The organism is Micromonospora sp. WMMD961 (assembly GCF_029626145.1).
GTDB lineage: Bacteria > Actinomycetota > Actinomycetes > Mycobacteriales > Micromonosporaceae > Micromonospora.
On record NZ_JARUBJ010000002.1, the window covers coordinates 2733778 to 2754214 of the forward strand.

The 20437-nt window shown below is 70.9% G+C and carries 18 protein-coding genes; 16 read left to right on the plus strand and 2 right to left on the minus strand.

Annotated features, from left to right (window positions below; all coding sequences use genetic code 11):
* The first annotated feature begins 181 nt into the window (after positions 1 to 181).
* The 8 genes from O7614_RS12935 to O7614_RS12970 all read left to right on the plus strand — a co-directional run bounded on the left by O7614_RS12935 (position 182) and on the right by O7614_RS12970 (position 7846).
* Positions 182 to 943: an ABC transporter ATP-binding protein gene (locus O7614_RS12935; protein WP_278138700.1), complete on the plus strand. Its 762-nt coding sequence runs from the start codon at positions 182 to 184 to the stop codon at positions 941 to 943.
* Positions 930 to 1622 (plus strand): ABC transporter ATP-binding protein, encoded by a 693-nt coding sequence (locus tag O7614_RS12940; protein WP_278138701.1) that lies wholly within the window; start codon positions 930 to 932, stop codon positions 1620 to 1622. The genes O7614_RS12935 and O7614_RS12940 overlap by 14 nt, the downstream gene beginning before the upstream one ends.
* A gap of 51 nt (positions 1623 to 1673) precedes the next feature.
* The gene (locus O7614_RS12945) at positions 1674 to 2924 is read left to right on the plus strand and encodes an ABC transporter substrate-binding protein (protein WP_278138702.1); all 1251 of its coding nucleotides are present in this window, start codon (positions 1674 to 1676) and stop codon (positions 2922 to 2924) included.
* A 12-nt stretch (positions 2925 to 2936) separates the two neighbouring features.
* Positions 2937 to 3818: a branched-chain amino acid ABC transporter permease gene (locus tag O7614_RS12950; RefSeq protein ID WP_278138703.1), complete on the plus strand. Its 882-nt coding sequence runs from the start codon at positions 2937 to 2939 to the stop codon at positions 3816 to 3818.
* Positions 3815 to 4828 (plus strand): branched-chain amino acid ABC transporter permease, encoded by a 1014-nt coding sequence (locus O7614_RS12955; protein ID WP_278138704.1) that lies wholly within the window; start codon positions 3815 to 3817, stop codon positions 4826 to 4828. Before O7614_RS12950 ends, O7614_RS12955 begins: the two co-directional genes overlap by 4 nt.
* A 79-nt stretch (positions 4829 to 4907) precedes the next feature.
* Positions 4908 to 5576 (plus strand): transcriptional regulator, encoded by a 669-nt coding sequence (locus O7614_RS12960; protein ID WP_278138705.1) that lies wholly within the window; start codon positions 4908 to 4910, stop codon positions 5574 to 5576.
* Between the two features lie 81 nt (positions 5577 to 5657).
* The gene (locus O7614_RS12965; RefSeq protein ID WP_278138706.1) at positions 5658 to 7226 is read left to right on the plus strand and encodes an MFS transporter; all 1569 of its coding nucleotides are present in this window, start codon (positions 5658 to 5660) and stop codon (positions 7224 to 7226) included.
* 11 nt (positions 7227 to 7237) lie between these two features.
* Entirely contained in the window at positions 7238 to 7846 is a 609-nt protein-coding gene (locus O7614_RS12970; RefSeq protein WP_278138707.1) for a TetR/AcrR family transcriptional regulator, read from the plus strand.
* A gap of 119 nt (positions 7847 to 7965) precedes the next feature.
* Here O7614_RS12970 and O7614_RS12975 read toward each other — a convergent pair whose 3' ends face one another.
* Positions 7966 to 9885, minus strand: a complete 1920-nt coding sequence (locus O7614_RS12975) for a helix-turn-helix domain-containing protein (protein ID WP_278138708.1) — start codon at positions 9883 to 9885, stop codon at positions 7966 to 7968.
* Positions 9886 to 9899: 14 nt separating this feature from the next.
* Positions 9900 to 10682: a 3-hydroxybutyrate dehydrogenase gene (locus tag O7614_RS12980; protein ID WP_278138709.1), complete on the minus strand. Its 783-nt coding sequence runs from the start codon at positions 10680 to 10682 to the stop codon at positions 9900 to 9902.
* Positions 10683 to 10920: 238 nt separating this feature from the next.
* On the opposite strand from O7614_RS12980, the gene ruvC reads away from it, so the two are divergent.
* The 8 genes from ruvC (at position 10921) to O7614_RS13020 (ending at position 20401) form a co-directional block, all read left to right on the plus strand.
* Entirely contained in the window at positions 10921 to 11448 is a 528-nt protein-coding gene (ruvC, locus tag O7614_RS12985; protein WP_278138710.1) for a crossover junction endodeoxyribonuclease RuvC, read from the plus strand.
* Positions 11445 to 12047 (plus strand): Holliday junction branch migration protein RuvA, encoded by a 603-nt coding sequence (gene ruvA, locus O7614_RS12990; RefSeq protein WP_278138711.1) that lies wholly within the window; start codon positions 11445 to 11447, stop codon positions 12045 to 12047. The genes ruvC and ruvA overlap by 4 nt, the downstream gene beginning before the upstream one ends.
* Positions 12048 to 12090: 43 nt before the next feature.
* A complete protein-coding gene (gene ruvB, locus O7614_RS12995) occupies positions 12091 to 13158 on the plus strand; it encodes a Holliday junction branch migration DNA helicase RuvB (protein ID WP_278138712.1) in 1068 nt (355 codons plus the stop codon).
* 122 nt (positions 13159 to 13280) lie between these two features.
* The gene (yajC, locus tag O7614_RS13000) at positions 13281 to 13637 is read left to right on the plus strand and encodes a preprotein translocase subunit YajC (RefSeq protein ID WP_278138713.1); all 357 of its coding nucleotides are present in this window, start codon (positions 13281 to 13283) and stop codon (positions 13635 to 13637) included.
* A gap of 278 nt (positions 13638 to 13915) precedes the next feature.
* On the plus strand, positions 13916 to 15829 hold the full coding sequence (gene secD, locus O7614_RS13005; RefSeq protein WP_278138714.1) for a protein translocase subunit SecD: 1914 nt from the start codon (positions 13916 to 13918) through the stop codon (positions 15827 to 15829).
* A 1-nt stretch (position 15830) separates the two neighbouring features.
* On the plus strand, positions 15831 to 17024 hold the full coding sequence (gene secF / locus O7614_RS13010; protein ID WP_278138715.1) for a protein translocase subunit SecF: 1194 nt from the start codon (positions 15831 to 15833) through the stop codon (positions 17022 to 17024).
* Positions 17025 to 17116: 92 nt separating this feature from the next.
* Complete coding sequence (locus O7614_RS13015; protein ID WP_278138716.1) at positions 17117 to 17683, plus strand: adenine phosphoribosyltransferase; 567 nt, start codon at positions 17117 to 17119, stop codon at positions 17681 to 17683.
* Positions 17684 to 17881: 198 nt separating this feature from the next.
* On the plus strand, positions 17882 to 20401 hold the full coding sequence (locus tag O7614_RS13020) for a bifunctional (p)ppGpp synthetase/guanosine-3',5'-bis(diphosphate) 3'-pyrophosphohydrolase (RefSeq protein ID WP_278138717.1): 2520 nt from the start codon (positions 17882 to 17884) through the stop codon (positions 20399 to 20401).
* Positions 20402 to 20437: the final 36 nt, after the last annotated feature.

The following is a 20437-nucleotide window of genomic DNA, read 5'->3' on the forward strand; positions in this document are numbered from 1 at the left end:
GAGACCCGGTCAAGCTGGCGGCGCGCGGGAGTGGAGTCCGCGCACGTCCTCCGCCCGCCGAATGTGGAGGCCATCGACATGGCTCGACGCGCGCGGCCCCCCGTAGGTTTCGTCCACGCGACGGGCCTGTGACCACGGTCACCGCACCGACCGTCGCCGCGACCCTGCGGAGGATGAGGCGATGGCCGGGCAAGCGCTCCTGTCGGCCCGCGGGCTGACCCGCGACTTCCGCGGCTTCCGCGCGGTCGACGATGTCGACCTCGACGTCGCACCGGAGAGCGTGCACGCGCTCGTCGGCCCGAACGGTGCGGGCAAGACCACCCTGTTCAACCTGCTCACCGGCTTCCTGCCACCCAGCGGCGGCCGGATCGAGTTGGCCGGGCGGGACGTCACCGGGCTGCCCCCGGAGCGGGTGGCCCGGCTCGGTGTGGCCCGCTCGTTCCAGATCACCAGCCTTTTCCCGCAGTTGTCCGCCCGGGAGCACGTCGCGCTGGCGTTGCAGTCGTCCAGTGGGTTGGGCTGGCGGTTCTGGCGTTCGGCGACGCTGATGGACCGCTACACCGAGCGGGCTGACGAGTTGCTGGCCATGGTGGGGCTGGCCGACTTGGCGCAGGCCCCGTCGGCGGCCCTCGCGTACGGCCGGAAGCGGGCCCTGGAGTTGGCCATCGCCCTGGCACTGGACCCGAAGGTGCTGCTGCTCGACGAGCCGACCGCCGGGATGGGCCTGGAGGACGTCGACCGCACCGTCGAGCTGATCGGCCGGGTCCGCCAGGGCCGGACCGTGGTGATGGTCGAGCACAACATGAGCGTGGTCGGCCGTCTCGCCGACACCGTCACCGTGCTCCAGGCCGGCAGGGTTCTCGTCGAGGGCCCCTACGAGCAGGTTCGCGCCGACGAGCGTGTGATCACCGCCTACCTGGGAGCCACCGATGCTGAGCGTTGAGAACCTGTCCGCCTTCTACGGCGAGGCGCAGGTGCTGCGGGACGTCAGCCTGCAGGTCTCCGCCGGTGAGGTGGTCACCCTGGTGGGGCGCAACGGCGCCGGCAAGTCCACCCTGCTGCGCTGCCTGATGGGGTTGCACCCCGGCCAGCGGGGCACGGTCGAGCTGGACGGTCGCGACATCACCAGGTTGCCCGCGCACAGGCGGGCCCGCCTGGGGCTGGGCTGGGTGCCGGACGACCGGGGCAGCTACGCCACCCTGACCGTCACCGAGAACCTCACCCTGCCACCGACGGTCGGCCCCGACCCGTGGTCGCTGGAGCGGGTGTACGAGGCGTTTCCCGCCCTGCACACCCGGCGCGACTCGGCGGCCACGATGCTCTCCGGCGGCGAGCAGCAGATGCTCGCGCTGGCCCGGGTGCTGCGGATGGGCGCCCGGCTGTTGCTCTGCGACGAGCCCACCGAAGGGCTGTCGCCACTGCTGGTGCAGCAGGTCGGCGACCTGCTGCGCGAGGCCAAGCGGCACGGGGTGACGGTGCTGCTGGTGGAGCAGAACCTGCACTTCGCCACGGGTGTCGCCGACCGGCACTACCTGCTGGCCGAGGGACGTGTCGCCGAGGCGATGGACAACTCCGAGGTGCGCTCGCGCGAACGCGAACTGCTCGCGTACCTCGGAATCTGAATGTTCTCAACGACGACCCGCGCGACGACGCGTGGGATGGATGGAGTGGGCATGCGCAGGACGGTGGGTGTGGCCGTGGCGTCAGCCGCGGTGGTGCTGGTCGCCGGTTGTGGCGGCGGTGGCCCCCAGTCGGGTGGCGACGAGAAGCTGACCGGCGACAAGATCGTGCTGGGCGTGCTCAACGACCAGTCCGGGGCGTACTCGGAGTTGTCCGGGAAGAACTCGGTGGCGGCGGTGGAGATGGCCATCGCCGACTTCACCGCGAAGTACGGCGACAAGGCGGTGACCAAGAACATCACAGTGGAGACCGCCGACCACCAGAACAAGCCGGACGTGGCCAACTCGAAGGCCCAGGAGATGTACGACCGCAAGGGCGTCGACCTGATCCTGGACGTGCCCACCTCGTCGGCGGCGCTGAAGGTCGCCGACGTGGCGAAGGAGAAGAAGAAGCTCTACTTCAACATCGGCGCGGCGACCACCGACCTGACCGGAAAGAGCTGCAACAAGTACACCTTCCACTACGCGTACGACACGTACATGCTGGCCAACGGCACCGGGAAGACCACCACCGAGCAGATCGGCAAGAACTGGTACATCCTCTACCCGAACTACGCCTTCGGTCAGGACATGGAGAAGAGCTTCTCCACCGCGATCACGGCGGCCGGCGGCACGGTGGTCGGCAGGGACGGCGCGCCGTTCCCGAACACCAGCGGCGACTTCTCCACCTTCCTGCTCAAGGCGCCGAACCTGAACCCGAAGCCGGACGTGCTGGGCACCATGCAGGCCGGCGCGGAACTGGTCAACGTGGTGAAGCAGTACAACGAGTTCAAGCTGCGCGACAAGGGCGTCGGCCTCGCGGTGGGGCTGATGTTCCTCACCGACATCCACTCGCTCACTCCGGCCGCGCTGGCCGGCACCACGTACACCGACGCCTGGTACTGGAACTTCGACGCCAAGAACCGGGAGTTCGCCGACCGGTTCCAGCAGAAGGCCGGCACCCGCCCGACGTTCGCGCACGCCGCCAACTACTCGGCCGCGTTGCAGTACCTGGAGGCGGTGCAGGCCGCCGGCACCGACGACGCGGACGCGGTGGTGAAGGGCCTGGAGGGCAAGACGGTCGAGGACGTCTTCCTGCGCAACGGCAAGATCCGCGCCGAGGACCACCGGGTGGTGCACGACGCGTACCTGGCGCAGGTGAAGCCGCAGTCCGAGGTCACCGAACCGTGGGACTACGTGAAGGTGCTCAAGACGATCCCGGCTGCGGAGGCGTTCCGCGCGCCCTCGGCGGACTGCAAGCTGTGAGCGTGTGACGCGGTGAGCGGATTCGCGCAGAACACGTTCAACGGGTTGGTGAGCGGGGCGTTCTACGCCCTGCTCGCCCTCGGGCTCGCGGTCATCTTCGGCATGCTGCGGGTGGTCAACTTCGCGCACGGCGCGTTCTACATGCTCGGCGCGTTCGGGGCGTACGTGCTGCTCACCGAGGCGGGGGTGCCGTTCTGGGCGGCACTGGTGATCATGCCGGTGGGGCTGGGGCTGCTCGGCATGGCGCTGGAACGCGCGGTGATCCACCGGCTGACCAGGCTGGACCCGCTCTACAACTTCCTGCTCACCTTCGGGCTGACACTGATCCTGCAGGACCTGGTGAAGCTGCGCTACGGCGTGCAGTCCAGCCCGTACCAGACCCCGTCGCTGTTGAGCGGGTCGGTGAACTTCGGGATCTTCGACTTCCCGACGTACCGCGTGTTCATCCTCGGCTTCGCGGTGCTGCTCTGCGTCGTGGTGTGGTGGGTGCTGACCCGGACCCGGATCGGCATGGTGGTCCGGGCGTCCACCGAGCGACCCGATCTGACCCGCGCCTTCGGCATCGACGTCGGGCGTTGGGTGACGCCGGTCTTCGGCTTCGGGATCGGGCTGGCCGGCCTCGCCGGCGTGCTGGCCGCGCCGATGCGAGCGGTCAACCCGCTGATGGGGGCCGACCTGATCATCGTGGTGTTCGCGGTGGTGGTGATCGGTGGACTGGGCTCGATCTTCGGTTCGGTGGCCGCCGGCTTCGGCATCGGCCTGGTGCAGGCGTGGGGTGAGGCGTACCTGTCCGCCTTCCCCATCGTCTCCCAGACCATCGTCTTCGTGGTGATGGCCGGCGTACTGCTCTGGCGTCCGGCCGGCCTGTTCGGTCGTGAGGAGGCTCCCGCATGACCAGCACCGTCGACACTCCCGCCGACGCGTCCCACCCGGCTCCGCCGTCCGGGCTGACCGCCGTGGCCCGGGCCCCCGCCTGGGCGCGGTACGCCCTGCTCGCCGTCGGGCTGGTCGTGGCCCTGTGGCTGCCCAACGGCCTCTACCCGGCGGTCGCGGTGGACATCCTCTGCTGGGCGTTGTTCGCCGTCGCGGTGGACCTGCTGCTCGGCTTCACCGGGCTGATGTCCTTCGGGCACGCCGCGTTCTGGGGCACCTCGGCGTACGTCACCGGGTTGGTGGCCATCCACGCGGGCCTGCCGTTTCCGCTGGCCGTGCTGGCCGGGGCGCTCGCCGCGGCGGCGCTGGCGGTGCCGATCGGCTACCTGGCGGTCAAGCGGACCGGCATCTACTTCGCCATGGTGACCCTGGCCTTCGCGCAGATGGTCTACTACGTCGCCAACGAGTGGCGGTCGGTGACGCAGGGTGAGAACGGGTTGCAGGGGGTGCCCCGTTCGTTCTTCGGCCTGGATCTGACCGACGACTACTACTTCTACTACGCGATCCTGCCGATCGTGCTGCTCGGGTTGGCCGCCGCCTGGCGGATCGTGCACTCGCCGTTCGGGCGGGTGTTGGTCGGCATCCGGGACAACCCGGCCCGGGCCCGGGCGCTGGGCTACCCGGTGCATCGCTACAAGCTCACCGCGTTCGTGCTCTCCGGCTTCATCGCCGGCCTCGGCGGTGGGCTCTTCGCGGTCGGCCACCGGTTCGTCTCGTTGGACGTGCTGCACTGGACCACCTCCGGCAAGGCCGTCATCGTGGTGGTGCTCGGCGGGATCGGCACCCTCTGGGGTGGGGTGCTCGGTGCCGGCATCGTGGTCCGGCTGGAGGACTGGCTGTCGTTCTCCGGCTTCGAGGCGATCGGGCTGGTGACCGGCGGCATCTTCGTCCTGGTGGTGGTGCTGTTCCGCCGGGGCATCTGGGGCAGCGTCGCCGCGCTGGTCCAGCGGCTGGCGGTTCGCCGCCGGTAAATCCCGCGGCGGCGCATCCGCCGCGCGCCCTTCCAGCGAATCCCCGGGTGGAGAAACCATCTACCCGGGGGTACGTCTGGTGCTGACCGATCCGATGCCCGTCGAGGCTGTGGAGATCGCGCACAAGCAGGTGTCGTTGGCGGCCGAGGACCTGGACAGCAACGGTGTGGCCTCCTTGCTGCTGGAGTTGGCCGAGGCGTGGGGCGTGCCGGCGTTCTGGGAGCAGGTCTGCCGTCCGCTGCTGGCCCGGCTGTCGGGGCGTAGCGCCGCCGAGGTCGTCGTCGAGCACGCCCTCTGCGAGGGGATCCGGGTCGGGTTGGACGTCTACCGCCGGGAACCGGGTCGATCACTGCCCAGCGGGGTGCTGCTGGCCGGCGCCGAGAAGGAGGCGCACAGCCTCGGCCTCCAGGCGTTGGCCGCCGCGCTGCGCGAGCAGGGCCGCGGCTGTCTGAATCTCGGCCCGGCGCTGCCCTGGCCGGCGCTGACCAGCGCGGTGCACCGGGCACGGCCGCACACCGTCGTGCTCTGGTCGCAGACGCCGGTCACCGGCCGCGCGTACCGCCTGGTGCGCTTCGCCAGGGACTTCCCGCGCCTGCGGGTGTACGGCGCGGGGCCGGGCTGGATCGAGCCGTTCGCCACGCCGTCGGCGCGTCTCGACTCGCTGTCGGACGCGGTCGCCGCCTGTCTGGCAGTGCCACCGAGGCGTGATGCCCACCACATACGATACGGATCGGTGCCGTATCGTTAATGCGGGTCGTAGGCTGACCCACGTTACGAGTCTGACCCGTATCGTATTGCGTCGCGGGTGAAGCGTGGGGGGAAACCAGGCATGGAGCTGCACAACAACACGGGCCACCCGAGGAGGTGGGCGATCCTGGGGGTGCTGGTGATCAGCCTCCTCGTGGTCGTCCTCGACAACACGATCCTCAACGTGGCCCTGCGCACCCTGGCCGACCCGGTGCACGGCCTCGGTGCCAGCCAGGGCGAGCTGGAGTGGGCCATCAACTCCTACACGCTGGTCTTCGCCGGGCTGCTGTTCACCTTCGGAGTTCTCGGCGACCGCGCCGGCCGTAAGCGCTTCCTGATGATCGGTCTGGCGCTGTTCGGCCTGGCGTCGCTGCTCTCCGCGTACGCCCAGAGCCCTGGCCAGCTCATCGCGGCCCGCGCCCTGATGGGCGTCGGCGGCGCGGCCATCATGCCGGTGACGCTGTCGATCATCTCCAACGTCTTCGACCCGCGCGAGCGTGGTCGGGCCATCGGTGTCTGGGCCGGCGCGGTCGGTCTCGCCGTGGCCATCGGCCCGATCCTCGGCGGAGCGCTGCTGGAGCACTTCTGGTGGGGCTCGGTCTTCCTGATCAACGTGCCGGTGGTCGTCGCCGGCGTGGTCCTGGTGGCCCTGCTGGTCCCCGAGTCACGCGACCCGCGGCCGGGCCGGGTCGACCTGCTCGGCGTCCTGCTCTCCGTGGTCGGCCTGGTCGCCCTGTCCTACGGCATCATCGACGGCGGCGAGCACGGCTTCGACCGCCCGCTGGCCTGGGGCTCGATCCTCGGCGGCATCGCGGTGCTGGCCTGGTTCGTGCAGCACGAGCGGCGTAGCGACCACCCGTCGCTGGACGTCCGGCTGTTCAAGGTGCCCCGGTTCGCCGCGCCGGTCGCCATCGTCGGCCTGGTGTTCTTCGCCGCGATGGGCTCGATGTTCTTCGGATCGTTCTACCTTCAACTGGTGCGCGGCTACAGCCCGCTGCAGACCGGTCTGCTCTTCCTGCCCTTCGCCGGCGCTCAGCTGATCTTCGCGCCGCGCAGCGCCGCGATGGTCCGCCGCTACGGCGGCCGTGCCGTCGCCACCGTGGGGCTGGCGCTGACCGTGATCTCGCTCGCCGCGTTCGTCTTCATCGGCGCCTCCACACCGATCTGGATCGTGCTGCTCGTCTTCCTGATCCAGGGGGCCGGGATGGCCAACATCATGCCGCCGGCCACCGAGTCGATCATGTCGGCGCTACCCCGCGAGAAGGCCGGCGTCGGCTCCGCGGTCAGCAACACCATCCGTCAGGTGGCCGGCGCGCTCGGCGTCGCGGTCCTCGGCTCGGTGCTCTCCGCGGTCTACCGCAGCGACATCGGCGACGCGTTGACCGGCCTGCCCACGCCGGCCCGCGACGCGGCCAACGAGTCGATCTCCGGGGCGTACGCGGCGGCGGGCCAGCTCGGCCCGGCGGCGCCGGCGCTGATCTCGGCGGCCAACGATGCCTTCGTCACCGCCATGCACTGGGCGGCCGGGCTCTCCGGGGTCATCGCCGCACTCGGAATCATCGTGGTGCTGCGCTGGATGCCCGGCAAGGAGGACACCGGCCTCGCCCCGGCGGCCCCCGTTGCCGAGCCCGAGTTGGCCGGCACGGCATAGGTTCGGGGAGAATGTCGGACATGACGTCCACTGCCGATGCTCCGCGGTCGCCCGGGCGACCGCGGAGCATCCGCGCCGACGAGGCGATCATCGAGGCCACCCTGGACCTGCTTGCCGAGGGCAGCACCATCGAGGCGCTCTCGATCGAGGCCATCGCCTCCCGTGCCGGGGTCGGCAAGGCCACCATCTACCGCCGCTGGGCCGGCAAGGACGCGCTGCTGGTCGACGCGCTGCGCCGGCTCAAGGGCGTCCTGGCCCAGCCGGCCGGTCACTCCGTCCGCGACGACCTGGTGTTGCTGGTCGGCGCGATCGGCAAGAACGTCGACCCGCGCGCCGAGAAGATCATGCCGTGCCTGGCGTCCGCCGTGAACCGCAGCGCCGACCAGTTCCAGCTCTACCAGAACATCATCTCGCCCCGACGGAAGCTGATGCGCGAGGTGCTGCGACGCGGTATCGACGAGGGCGTGCTCCGCGCCGACATCGACGTGGAGGTGACGATGGCACTGCTCACCGGGCCCATGCTGATCCAGCGGGTGCTGCAGTGGAATCCGGACCTGGACGAACACACGCTGCCCGAGCGGGTCGTCGACGCCGTGCTGGAGGGCATCCGCGCCCGCTGACCCCGGCGTACCGGGCCGGGCGCGGCCTTCCACGTCCGGCCCGGGGCTTCGGCGTGGTCCGCCGGGTGTGGCGGCCACGTGTCGGGCGCGCAGGCTCGGCGGCCTGGGCCGGGCCCCGGTCAGCCGGCCGGGGCGCGCAGCCGGTGCAGGCGCAGCGCGAGCTGCACCTCCAGCGCCCGCTCGGGCCGTTGCCAGTCGGTGCCGAGCAGCTGCCCCACCCGCTCCAACCGCTGGGTCACCGTGTTGACGTGCACGTGCAGTTGCTCGGCGGCCCGGGCCAAGCTGCCACCCACCCCGAAGTACGCCTCCAGCGTCTTCACCAGAGCCGTGCCCCGTCGGGCGTCGTAGTCGACCACCGGCCCGACCGTCGCGCTGAGGAACTGGGCCACGTCCTTCTCGCCCCGATCACCGACCGTCCCCAGCAGCAGCCCGACGAAGCCCAGCTCCACGGTGCTCGCGCCCTGACCGGCGCGGCCCAGCGCGCCCAGCGCGGTCAGACACCGGTCCGCCTCGTGGAACGTGGCGGCCAGCGCCCCCGGCCCGTTCGACGGGCCACTCGCCCCGGCGGTCACCGGTCGTCCGGTCACCCGGGACAGATCCCGTGCGACCGAGCGAGCGCTGCCGCCCGCATCCGACCCCGGCAGCATCAGCACCACCCGACCGTCGCGCGCCGCGGCCAGCCCGCCGCGCGCCGACGCGTACGTGGTGGCCCACGACAGCACCCGCTGCCGAGCCGAGCCGGTCGCGGCGATCGCGTCGTCGCCCACCGCCACCAGCACGTGCGGCGCGTCCAGGTCCACCCCGAGCCGGCGGGCCCGGCTGCGTAACGCGTCGGTGTCCCGCAGCGGGCGGGCGATCAGGTCGTCCAGCAGCTCACCACGGACCCGCCCCTCCGCCTCCGCCACCGTCCGGCGGAACAGCAGCAACAGCGCGGTCACCAGCGCGGCGCGCTCCAGGATCCGCTGATCGGCGTCGACCAGCTCGTCGTCCGGGCGCAGCACGAGCGCACCCAGATTCTCCGCGCCCGCCACCACCGCCGCGTACCAGAGCGGGCCGCGGCGCACGCTGCGTCCCTCGGTGCGCGACGCCGCCACCGCCTCGACGATGTCCGCCCGCTCCGGCTCGTCGATCTCGCCAACCCGGGCCAGCAGACGACCCTCGGCGTCCAGCGCCAGCAGCGCTCCACCCAGCACCTCGGTCACCGCGGCCGCCACGTCCTCCACACCGCCGCCGCGCAGCACCAGCGCCGTCATCCGGTCGTGGGCCGCCGCGGCCCGCTCCACCGAGCTGCTGTGCGCCCGGATGGTGGTGTTCGCCGCCGACAGCTCGGCCAACGCCGAGCGGGTCTCGGTCAGCAGCCGGGCGGTGTCGATCGCCACCGCGGCGTGCGCGGCGAGGGAGACCAGCAGCGCCACCTCCTCCCGGACGAATGGCCGGGCCGAACGGTTCGCCGCGTAGAGCACACCGATCGAGGTGGAGCCGAGCCGTAGCGGCACCCCGAGGATCGCCACGAGCCCCTCCTCGCCGACCCCGGCGTCGATCTCGCCGGTGTGGTGGAAGCGCGCGTCCTCGCCGTAGTTGGCGGTGACGTACGGAGCGCCGGACTGGGCCACCAGACCACCGAGGCCGGCGCCCATCGGCAGGCGGAGCCGCTGGAAGCGGGCCGAGACCGACCCGTCGGTCACCCGCATGTAGGTGTCACCGCGCTCGTCGTCGTTCAACGTCATGTACGCCACGTCCGCGCCGAGCAGATTGCGGGCCCGGTGCACGATCGCCCGCAGCACGTCGTCCAGGTCGCGTAGCCCGGCCAGGTCGCTGACCGTGTCGTACAGGCCGGACAACTCGGTCTCCCGGCGGCGCCGACGCTCCAACAACGCGCGAACCCGCAACGCCACCGACTTGGCCTGCTCCAGCTCGGCCAGCCGGTCCGGTGGCAGCCCGGCGGCGCGCGCGGCCACCAACGGTCCCTCGAACTCGACCGCCGCGGCCTCCCGAGCGAGCAGTTCCAGGAACTCCACCGGCGATGACATGGTCGACATTGTGCTCGGGGCCACTAGTTGGCCGTCCAGCCCCCGTCGAGGGCGATCGACGCGCCGGTGATGAACGCCGCCGGCGGCGAGCAGAGGTACGCCAGCAGCTCGGCCACCTCCTCCGGTTCGATCAGTCGCTTGATCGCCGCCCGGGCCAGCATGATCTTCTCGATCACCTCGGTCTCGTCGATGCCGTGGCTGACCGCCTGGTCGGCGATCTGGCTCTCCACCAGGGCCGTGCGCACGTACGCCGGGTTGATGCAGTTGGCCGTCACCCCGTGCGCGGCGCCCTCCAGCGCGACCACCTTCGACAGCCCTTCCAGGGCGTGCTTGGCCGAGACGTAGGCCGCCTTGTACGGCGACGCGCGCAACCCGTGCACCGAGGAGATGTTGACGACGCGACCCCACCCCCTGGCGTACATGTGCGGCAGCGCCCGGCGGATCAGCAGGAACGGTGCCTCCACCATCACCCGCTGGATGTACTCGAAGCGTTCGACGGGAAAATCCTGCAGCGGCGCGACGTGCTGTAGCCCGGCGTTGTTGACCACGATGTCGACGTCAACGTCGAGACGGTCCACCGCCGCGGCGTCGGACAGGTCCACACCCTCGGCCCGGCCGCCCGCCTCGGCGGCCACCGCCTTCGCCGCCTCCAGGTTGCGGTCCACCACGAGGACCTTCGCACCGGCCGCACCCAGCCGCAGGGCACACGCTCGCCCGATGCCGCTGCCACCCCCGGTGACCAGGGCGGTCCGACCGGCGAGGTCGACGTGTACGACGTGGGGGACCGCCACGGGTTCTGCCGTCATGGCGCAAGAAGTTACGAGCTGTGTCCTCCCCGGCACATGGGCCGGCGACACATACTCCAGGCCGAAGCTGTGTGGCCCACCCGTGGGCCGGGGGCGTGGGGCGTGGGGCGTGGGGCGTGGGGCGTGGGGCAGCGGGCGTGAGGCGTGGGGCGTGCGGGGCGTGTCCCGTGCGATCGTCGTGGGCGCGACGGCTAGGGTGTCGAACACACGTACTGCTGACGGCTGGGGAGGGGGCGGCGTGCGCGTGCTCGGTGTCGACCCGGGGTTGACCCGGTGCGGTGTGGGCGTGGTCGAGGGTGTGCCGGGACGGCCCTGCACTCTGATCGCGTACTACGTGGTCTACACCGATCCGGCTGACGAGCTGCCACTGCGCCTGCTGCACCTGGACCGGTCGCTGAACAAGTTGGTCGCCGAGCACCAACCGGAGAGCGTGGCCGTCGAGCGGGTGTTCAGTCAGCACAACGTGCGGACGGTGATGGGCACCGCGCAGGCCAGCGGCGTCGCCGTGTTGGCCGGGGCGCGCGCCGGGCTGCCCGTGCAGACGTACACCCCGAGTGAGGTGAAGGCGGCCGTGACCGGGTCCGGTCAGGCCGACAAGGCGCAGATGACCGCCATGGTGACCCGGTTGCTGCGGCTGGCCGAGCCACCGAAACCGGCCGACGCCGCCGACGCGCTGGCGCTGGCGATCTGCCATGTCTGGCGCGGCGGGACCCGCTCCAAGTTGGCGGCGGCGGCCGATCGGGCACGACGAGGAGGAGCACGATGATCGCCAGCGTGCGCGGCACGGTGACCGCGACGGGTCCGGACCAGGCCGTGATCGAGGTCGGCGGTGTCGGTCTGGCCGTGCACTGCGCCCCGGGCACCCTCGCCGAGCTGCGGGTCGGCCAGGTCGCCCGCCTCGCCACCAGCCTCATCGTGCGGGAAGACTCGCTGACCCTCTACGGCTTCGCCGACGACGACGCCAAGTCGCTGTTCGAGTTGCTCCAGACCGCCAGCGGGGTGGGCCCGCGCCTGGCCCAGGCGGTGCTGGCCGTGCACACCCCCGACGCGGTACGCAAGGCGATCGCCAACGCCGACACGGCGGCGCTGACCCGCGTACCCGGGATTGGCAAGAAGGGCGCGGAACGTCTGGTGCTGGAGTTGCGTGACCGGATCGGCCCGGTGCCGATCGGTGCCGACGGTGCGGCCGGCGTGACCGGCGGCGCCTGGCCGGAGCAGGTCCGGCAGGCACTCGTCGGGCTGGGCTGGACGGCCGGTCAGGCCGACCAGGCGGTGGCCGCCGTGGCGGAGACCATCGACGGTCCGACGCCGCCGGTGCCGGTCCTGCTCAAGCAGGCCATCCGCCTGCTGGGTCGTACCCGATGAGCCCTCGGCCGCGACGCACGGCGGCGCGAACGGAGAGGGCGCGATGAGCGAGACCGACGGGCTCGTCTCGGCGTACGTCAACGATGCCGACCGGGACGCGGAGGCCACGGTCCGGCCGAGGCGGCTGGCCGAGTTCATCGCCCAGGATCGGGTGCGCGACCAGCTCGACCTGTTGTTGCAGGGCGCGATGCGGCGGGGTTCGCCGCCGGATCACATTCTGCTCTCCGGCCCTCCGGGGCTGGGCAAGACGAGCCTGGCCAACATCGTCGCCGCCGAGTTGGGTGCGGGCATCCGGGTGACCAGCGGCCCGGCGATCGAGCGTTCCGGTGATCTGGCGGCCATCCTGACCAGCCTGGCCGAGGGCGACGTGCTCTTCATCGACGAGATCCACCGCATCGCGCGGCCGGCCGAGGAGTTGCTCTACAGCGCGATGGAGGACTTCCGGGTCGACGTGGTGGTCGGCAAGGGCCCGGGGGCGACGGCGATCCCGCTCGACGTCGAGCCGTTCACCCTGGTCGGTGCGACGACCCGCTCGGGTCTGTTGACCGGGCCGATGCGGGACCGCTTCGGTTTCGTCGCGCACCTGGACTTCTACGCCCCGGCGGATCTGGAGACGCTGCTGCACCGTTCGGCGCGGATTCTGGGTGTGCCGATCACGGCCGACGGTGCGTCCGAGATCGCCGGGCGGTCCCGGGGCACCCCCCGGATCGCCAACCGGCTGCTGCGCCGGGTCCGCGACTACGCCGAGGTCCGGGCCGACGGCGTGGTCACCCTGGGCACCGCCCGGAAGGCCCTGACGGTGTACGACGTGGACGCGCTGGGGCTGGACCGGCTGGACCGGGCGGTGCTGACCGCGCTGGTCGACTCGTTCCGAGGCGGCCCGGTGGGGTTGTCGACGCTCGCCGTGGCGGTGGGGGAGCAGCCGGACACGGTGGAGGAGGTCTGCGAGCCGTTCCTGGTCCGGGCCGGTCTGCTGGCGCGTACGCCCCGGGGGCGGGTGGCCACCGAGGCGGCTTGGCGGCATCTGGGGCGAACTCCGCCGAATGGTACATTTGGCGCAGATAGTCCGCCGGTGCCCGATCTGTTCTCGTTGGATGCCGATCAGCCGTGATGTGAACGTGATCTGTGCCGCATTCGGTGTTCTCAGGTGCAGGGTTTAGACTTCGCCGCGGTCTGTACAGGACGTGAGAATCCGCCTCCGCTCCGGCACCCCCGGTGCCGGGACGGCGGCCAATGGGAAGGTCAGTAACCGTGCATTACGCAGCAGCGGGTGGCGGGGCCGGCGGTATCACGCCGATCCTGATGATCGCCCTGCTCTTCGGTGTCATGTACTTCATGATGATCCGGCCCCAGCAGAAGCGCCGCAAGGAAGCGGAGGCGATGCAGTCCGGCCTCGGCCCCGGCGACGAGGTCGTGACCATCGGTGGGCTCTACGGCACGGTCACCGGCATCGAGGACGACACCGTCCTGATCGAGGTCGCACCGGGCGTGCAGACCCGCTACGCCCGTCCGGCCATCGCCCGGGTCGTCACCCGCGCGGAGCTGCCGAGCGAGCCGGTCGCCGAGGACGCGGACACCGCCAAGGACTGACCGCCTCCTTCCGGTGTGCGGGGTCCGGCGTACGGCCGGCCCACCCGGCCTCCGGGCCGCTGTGCCCGGACGGGGCAGCGGACGAGACGTGAAAACTGGATAGTTGGGTCGACGCCGGGCGTCGGCACGATCCCGTTACCGTCGGCGGTTCGCGCCGGGGTGCCCGGTCCTCGTGTCGGCATCTCGTCGACTCAAGGCAGACCCGTCGGGCGGATCACCGGCCCGACACCGCCGTCGCTGCGTAGAGCGGCGCGACCGTACAGGGAGACAGGACAGCCGTGGCACCACCTCAGGGACAGATGCGCCCCGGGCGGCAGCTCGCCGTGCTCGGGTTCATCTTCGTCGTCCTCTATCTTTTGGTGTTCTTCTCGGGTGCCAGCGGCAGCCTGAAGGACCGGCTCGAGCCCCGGCTCGGTCTGGACCTCATCGGCGGGACCCGGGTGACGCTGGAGGCGACCAACACCGTCGACGGCAAGCCTCCGACGGCGGAGAACCTCGAGGAGGCCCGCCAGATCATCGAGAGCCGCGTCAACGCGTTCGGCGTGGCCGAGGCCGAGGTGGTCACCGAGGGCAACCGGAACATCGTCATCTCCCTGCCCGGTGAGAACCGGGACCTGACCGACGTGGGCAGCGCCGCCGAGTTGCGCTTCCGCAAGGTGCTCAAGGCCGCCGACGGCAGCGGGACGGCCGCCGTGCCGCCGCCGGCCGCCACGCCGGTTCCGTCCGGCAGCGCCGTGCCGACCCCGTCCGGCAGCGTGGCCCCGACCCCGTCGGGCAGCGGAGCGCCGAAGGCGACCTCCTCGCCCAGCGGCGGTCAGGGCGGGATGGCCCCGGCCTCGCCGAGCGCCACGCCGACCCCGTCGGCGTCCGCCTCACCGACTGCCGCCGCCACCCCCACGGCGAGCGCCAGCACCGAGCCGGTGCCGGCCAGCATCGAGGAGCAGCGCAAGGCCGTCGAGCAGAAGGTGGGCGCGGCGTCCTGGCAGGCCGCCAACGGTCTGCAGGCCCCGGCCGACCTCGCGTCGGACCCGTCGCTGGCCGACAAGCTCAAGCCGTTCGGCACGCTGACGCCGCAAGAGGTGGCCGTGCTGCCGGCGCAGATGCAGTTCAACGTGCCGACGATCGGCTGCGAGCAGCTCGACAAGCGCCCCCCGGCGTCGATCTCCGACCCGAAGCAGCAGGTGGTCTCCTGTGAGGACGGCGCGTCGAAGTACCTGCTCGACCAGGCCAAGGTGCTCGGCACCGACGTGTCCGACGCCGACGCGGTGCTCGACCAGACCAACGCCTGGGTGGTCAGCCTGGACTTCACGGGCGATGGCCAGGGCAAGTGGACCGCGCTGACCCGTGAGGCGTTCAACAACGAGGGCCAGGCCTGCGACGCGACCGCCCTGGGCCAGGAGGGCAAGTGCCGGGTGGCCGTCGTGCTGGACAACGAGATCGTCTCCTCCCCGGAGATCCAGGGCGTGCTGACCAGCAACTCCCAGATCACCGGCACCTTCACCCAGAAGGACGCCAGCACCCTTGCCGGTCAGCTCCGCTACGGCGCGCTGCCGGTGACCTTCGAGCAGCAGGAGGCGCAGAACGTCACCGCCACGCTGGGCGCCAGCCACCTGCGCGCTGGTCTGCTCGCGGCCGGTATCGGCATGCTGCTGGTCATCGTCTACGCGTTCTTCTACTACCGGCTGCTCGGCTCGGTGATCTTCCTGAGCCTCATCCTCTCCGCGCTGCTGGTCTTCGGCGCGCTGGTGGTACTGGGCCGGCAGATCGGCTTCACCCTCACCCTCGCCGGCATCGCCGGCATGATCGTCTCACTCGGTGTGGCGGCGGACTCGTTCGTCATCTACTTCGAACGACTGAAAGACGAGATCCGGGAGGGGCGTAGCCCACGCAGCGCGGTCCCCCGCGCCTGGATCCGGGCGCGCCGCACGATCATCTCGGCCAACGCGATCACCCTGCTCTCCGCGGTGGTGCTCTACGTGGTCTCGGTGGGCACGGTCAAGGGCTTCGCGTTCGCGCTCGGCCTGGCCACCGTGCTGGACCTCGTGGTGGTCTTCCTCTTCCGGCACCCGATCATGACGATGTTCGCCCGGACCCGGGCGTTCCTGTCCCCGCGGGTCAGCGGTCTGGGCCGGGCACTTCCGGCCCGCAACCAGCCGACTCAGCCCCGCAACCCGCGCGCCAAGGAGGCCTGAGATGGCTCAAAACGGTCTGGCGAGCCGCCTCTACAACGGCGAGGCCGGTCTCAACATCGTCGGCCGGCGCAAGCTCTGGTTCGGCGTCGCCGGGGTCCTGGTCCTCATCGCGATCCTCAGTGTCTCGATTCGTGGATTCAGCCTGGGCATCGAGTTCGCCGGTGGCAACTCGTTCCAGGTACCGGCCAGCGTCGGCACCCTGGACGACGCCGAGCGGGAGGTCAACTCGGCCCTCGCCGCCCAGAACACCGGCGTCGAGGTGGCCACTACCCAGAGGGTCGGCGGCACCGGTGGTGACACCTACGAGCTGCGCACGCCGCAGCTCACCGTCGAGCAGGCCAACTCGGTCAAGGCCCAGATCGCCGAGGACCTCGGCATCAACGCCGACGAGATCAGCAGCAACCAGGTCAGCGAGGCGTGGGGCAGCCAGGTCACCGAGCGGGCCGTGCTCGGTCTGGTGATCTTCATCGCGCTGGTGATGGTCTACCTGATCCTGCGCTTCGAGTGGCGGATGGCCGTGGCTGCGGTCGCGTCGCTGATCACGAACCTGATCCTGACCGCCGGCATCTACTCGCTGGTCGGCTTCGAGGTCACCCCGTCGACGATCATCGGCTTCCTCACGATCCTGGGCTTCGCGCTCTACGACGTGGTGGTGGTCTTCGACAAGGTTCAGGAGAACACCCGAGGCATCACCGCGAACAACAACCAGACGTACGGCGAGGCGGCCAACCTGGCCGTCAACCAGAGCCTGATGCGGTCGTTGAACACCTCGGTGGTCGCCCTGCTGCCGGTCGGCGGTCTGCTCTTCATCGGTGCCGGCCTGCTCGGCGCCGGCACGCTGAAGGACCTCGGTCTGGTGCTGTTCGTCGGTATGGCGGTGGCGTTCCTGACCTCCATCCTGGTGGCCACGCCGCTGCTGGCGCTGCTGAAGAACTACGACCCGCGGATCCAGGCGCACAACAAGCGCGTCCTGGTCCGACGGGGCTCGATCGCCCGGGGCGATGTCACCGGCAAGGGCGCCGCGAGCCCGGCCCAGTCCGACGCGGCCGACGAGCCGCTCGACCCGGATGCCGCCGCGCTGGCGGGCGCCGCCCCGAAGGTGGGCGCACGGCCGGCGGGCAAGCGGCCAACCGGAGCCCGGGGCGGTCGACCTGGTGGCGGCGGCAACCGGCCGGGTGGCGCCAAGCGGCGCTGACCTGAACGGAAACACCCGAACGGCGTCCGGCATGCTGTGCAAGCGAGCAGCACTGCCGGACGCCGTCGTCATTGAAGGAGAGCGAAACAGCCGTGACGGAGACCCACAGCACCGAGGCGCGCGGGGACAGCGGCCCGGAGACCGCCCGACTGGTCGCCAGCCGGGTGCTGGACGTGCCCGACTTCCCGAAGCCCGGCGTCCTGTTCAAGGACCTGATGCCGCTGTTCGCCGACGGGAAGGTCTTCCGTGAGGTGGTCGACGGGATCGTCGCCTACCACGGGCGGGACGCCTTCGACGTGGTGGTCGGCATCGAGGCGCGCGGCTTCGTCGTCGCCGCGGCCGTCGCGTACGCGGCCGGCGTCGGCGTGGTGCCGGTACGTAAGGCGGGCAAGCTGCCCCGACCGGCCCACTCGGTCTCCTACTCGTTGGAGTACGGCGAGGCCACCCTGGAGGTGCACGAGGACGCCTTCACGGCCGGGCACCGGGTGCTGGTCGTGGACGACGTGCTGGCCACCGGCGGCACCGCCGAGGCGACGCTGGATCTGGTCGAGCGGGCCGGCGGAACCGTCACGGGCTTCACCGTGCTGTTGGAACTCGGATTCCTGGGTGGGCGGGAGCGGCTGGCGCAGCGTCCCGTCCATGCCCTGCTGACCGTTTGAGCCTCTCGACACGCCGGTGACCGTTTGATGCCAGCTCCGTCGAGGTGGAGCTGGTGCCGACCGTCCGGCGGAGCGGCAGGGGGCCGTCCGTGCGGGTAGCATTGCCCTTTGCTGAGCCCGGCGGCGTACGTCCGGCGAGGCGAGACCAGACCGGCCGATGTTCGGTCGGTGCGTTTCCGGCGAGCGGTGAGGAGGCCGGTGTCCCACGATGTCGTCCCTCCGGCGGAGGGCACGGTGCACCCGACAGGCGACGCTGACGGCTCGGTGACCGACCGGACAGGCGAGGTGCCGGCCCGGGTGACGGGCAGCGGCAACGGCTCCAGGGCTGTGGGCGAGAGCACGGCCCGTCCGATCAGCGCCCCGCCCAGTGCCGAGGCGTCGCCCGGCGCCGACGGTGTGGTGGTGCCGTTCCCGACGGACGCGGGCATCGACCCGTCGCCGAGCGGGGGCTTCGGGCTGTCCAACGCACCCACCGGCCGGCGGGTCCGGGCCCGGCTGGCCCGGTTCAACGCGCCGTGGCAGACCTCGCAGGTCAGTGAGGTGCTGGAGCCGCTCATCGCGAGCCACCGGGACAACCACCCCAAGGCCGACGCCCGGCTGCTCCAGCGCGCCTTCGACACGGCCGCGCGGTGGCACTCGGGGCAGTACCGCAAGTCCGGCGACCCGTACATCACCCACCCCCTCGCCGTGGCGACCATCCTCGGCAACCTGGGGATGGACACCACCACGTTGGTCGCCGCGCTGCTGCACGACACCATCGAGGACACCGAATACACCCTCGACCAGATGCGCGCCGACTTCGGCGGCGAGGTCGCCCTGCTGGTCGACGGCGTCACGAAGCTCGACAAGGTCAAGTTGGGTGACGCGGCCAAGGCCGAGACGATCCGCAAGATGGTCGTGGCGATGGCCAAGGACCCCCGGGTGCTGGTGATCAAGCTGGCCGACCGGCTGCACAACATGCGTACCCTGACCTTCCTGCCCCGCCCCAAGCAGGAGCAGAAGGCCAAGGAGACGCTGGAGATCCTGGCGCCGCTCGCCCACCGGCTCGGCATGAACACGATCAAGTGGGAGCTGGAGGACCTCTCCTTCGGCACGCTGTTCCCGAAGCGCTACGAGGAGATCAACCGGCTGATCGGGGAGCACCAGCCGCAGCGCGAGGCGCTGCTGCGACAGGTGACGCAGAAGGTGCAGACCGACCTGAAGGCCGCCAAGATCAAGGCGGAGACCACCGGTCGGCCGAAGCACCTCTACTCGATCTACCAGAAGATGATCGTGCGGGGTCGCGACTTCAACGACATCTACGACCTGGTCGGCGTACGGATCCTGGTCGACACGGTTCGCGACTGCTACGCGGCGCTGGGTGTGATCCACGCCAACTGGCAGCCGGTGCCGGGCCGGTTCAAGGACTACATCGCGATGCCCAAGTTCAACATGTACCAGTCGTTGCACACGACGGTCATCGGGCCCACCGGCAAGCCGGTGGAGATGCAGATCCGCACGTACGCGATGCACCGCACCGCCGAGTTCGGCATCGCCGCGCACTGGAAGTACAAGGAGCACAAGGGCACCCAGATCGTCGGCCCGCCGGCGCACATCGACGAGATGACCTGGCTGCGGCAGCTGCTCGACTGGCAGCGTGAGGCGGCCGACCCGAGCGAGTTCCTGGACGCGCTGCGCTTCGACCTGTCCAGCCAGGAGGTGTACGTCTTCACCCCGAAGGGTGACGTCATCCCGCTGCCGACCGGCTCGACGCCGGTGGACTTCGCGTACGCGGTGCACACCGAGGTCGGGCACAAGTGCATCGGCGCGCGGGTCAACGGCAAGCTGGTGCCCCTGGAGTCGACGCTGTCCAACGGCGACGTGATCGAGATCTTCACCTCCAAGTCGGAGACCGCCGGCCCGACCCAGGACTGGCTCGGCTTCGTCAAGAGCCCGCGCGCGCGTACGAAGATCCGGCAGTACTTCAACAAGGAGCGGCGCGAGGAGGCGATCGAGGCCGGCAAGGACGCGATCGTCAAGGCGATGCGCAAGCAGGGCATGCCCCTGCAGCGGATGCTCACCTCCGACGCGTTGATGTCGATCGCCCGGGACCTGCACCTGGCCGACGTGGCGTCGCTGTACGCGGCGGTCGGCGACAGTCAGGTCTCCGCGCAGTCGGTGGTGCAGAAGCTGATGGCCGCGTACGGGGGCGAGGAGGGCGCGGCGGAGGACATCGCCGAGACCGCCGTCGCCACCCGGCCGCCGCGCAGCCGGCAGAGCAGCAGCGACCCGGGTGTCGTGGTCCGCGGCGTCAGCGACGTCTGGATCAAGTTGGCCCGCTGCTGCACCCCGGTCCCACCGGACTCGGTGTTCGGTTTCGTCACCCGCTCCGGCGGGGTGAGCGTGCACCGCGACGACTGCGCCAACGCCGAGGACCTGCGGGCGCAGGCCGAGCGGGTGGTCGAGGTGAGTTGGAAGCTCACCTCCGCCTCGACGTTCCTGGTCGCGATCCAGGTCGAGGCGTTGGACCGGCACAAGCTGCTGGCCGACGTCACCCGGGTGCTCTCCGACGAGCGGGTCAACATCCTCTCCGCCACCGTCACCACGACCCGCGACCGGGTGGCGGTGAGCCGGTTCAGCTTCGAGATGGCCGACCCGAAGCACCTGGGCCACCTGCTGGCCACGGTCCGCAAGGTCGACGGTGTCTTCGACGCGTACCGGGTGACCTCCGGCGCCTGACGCGTAAACGGAAGCGCCCGCCGGCTCAGCCGGCGG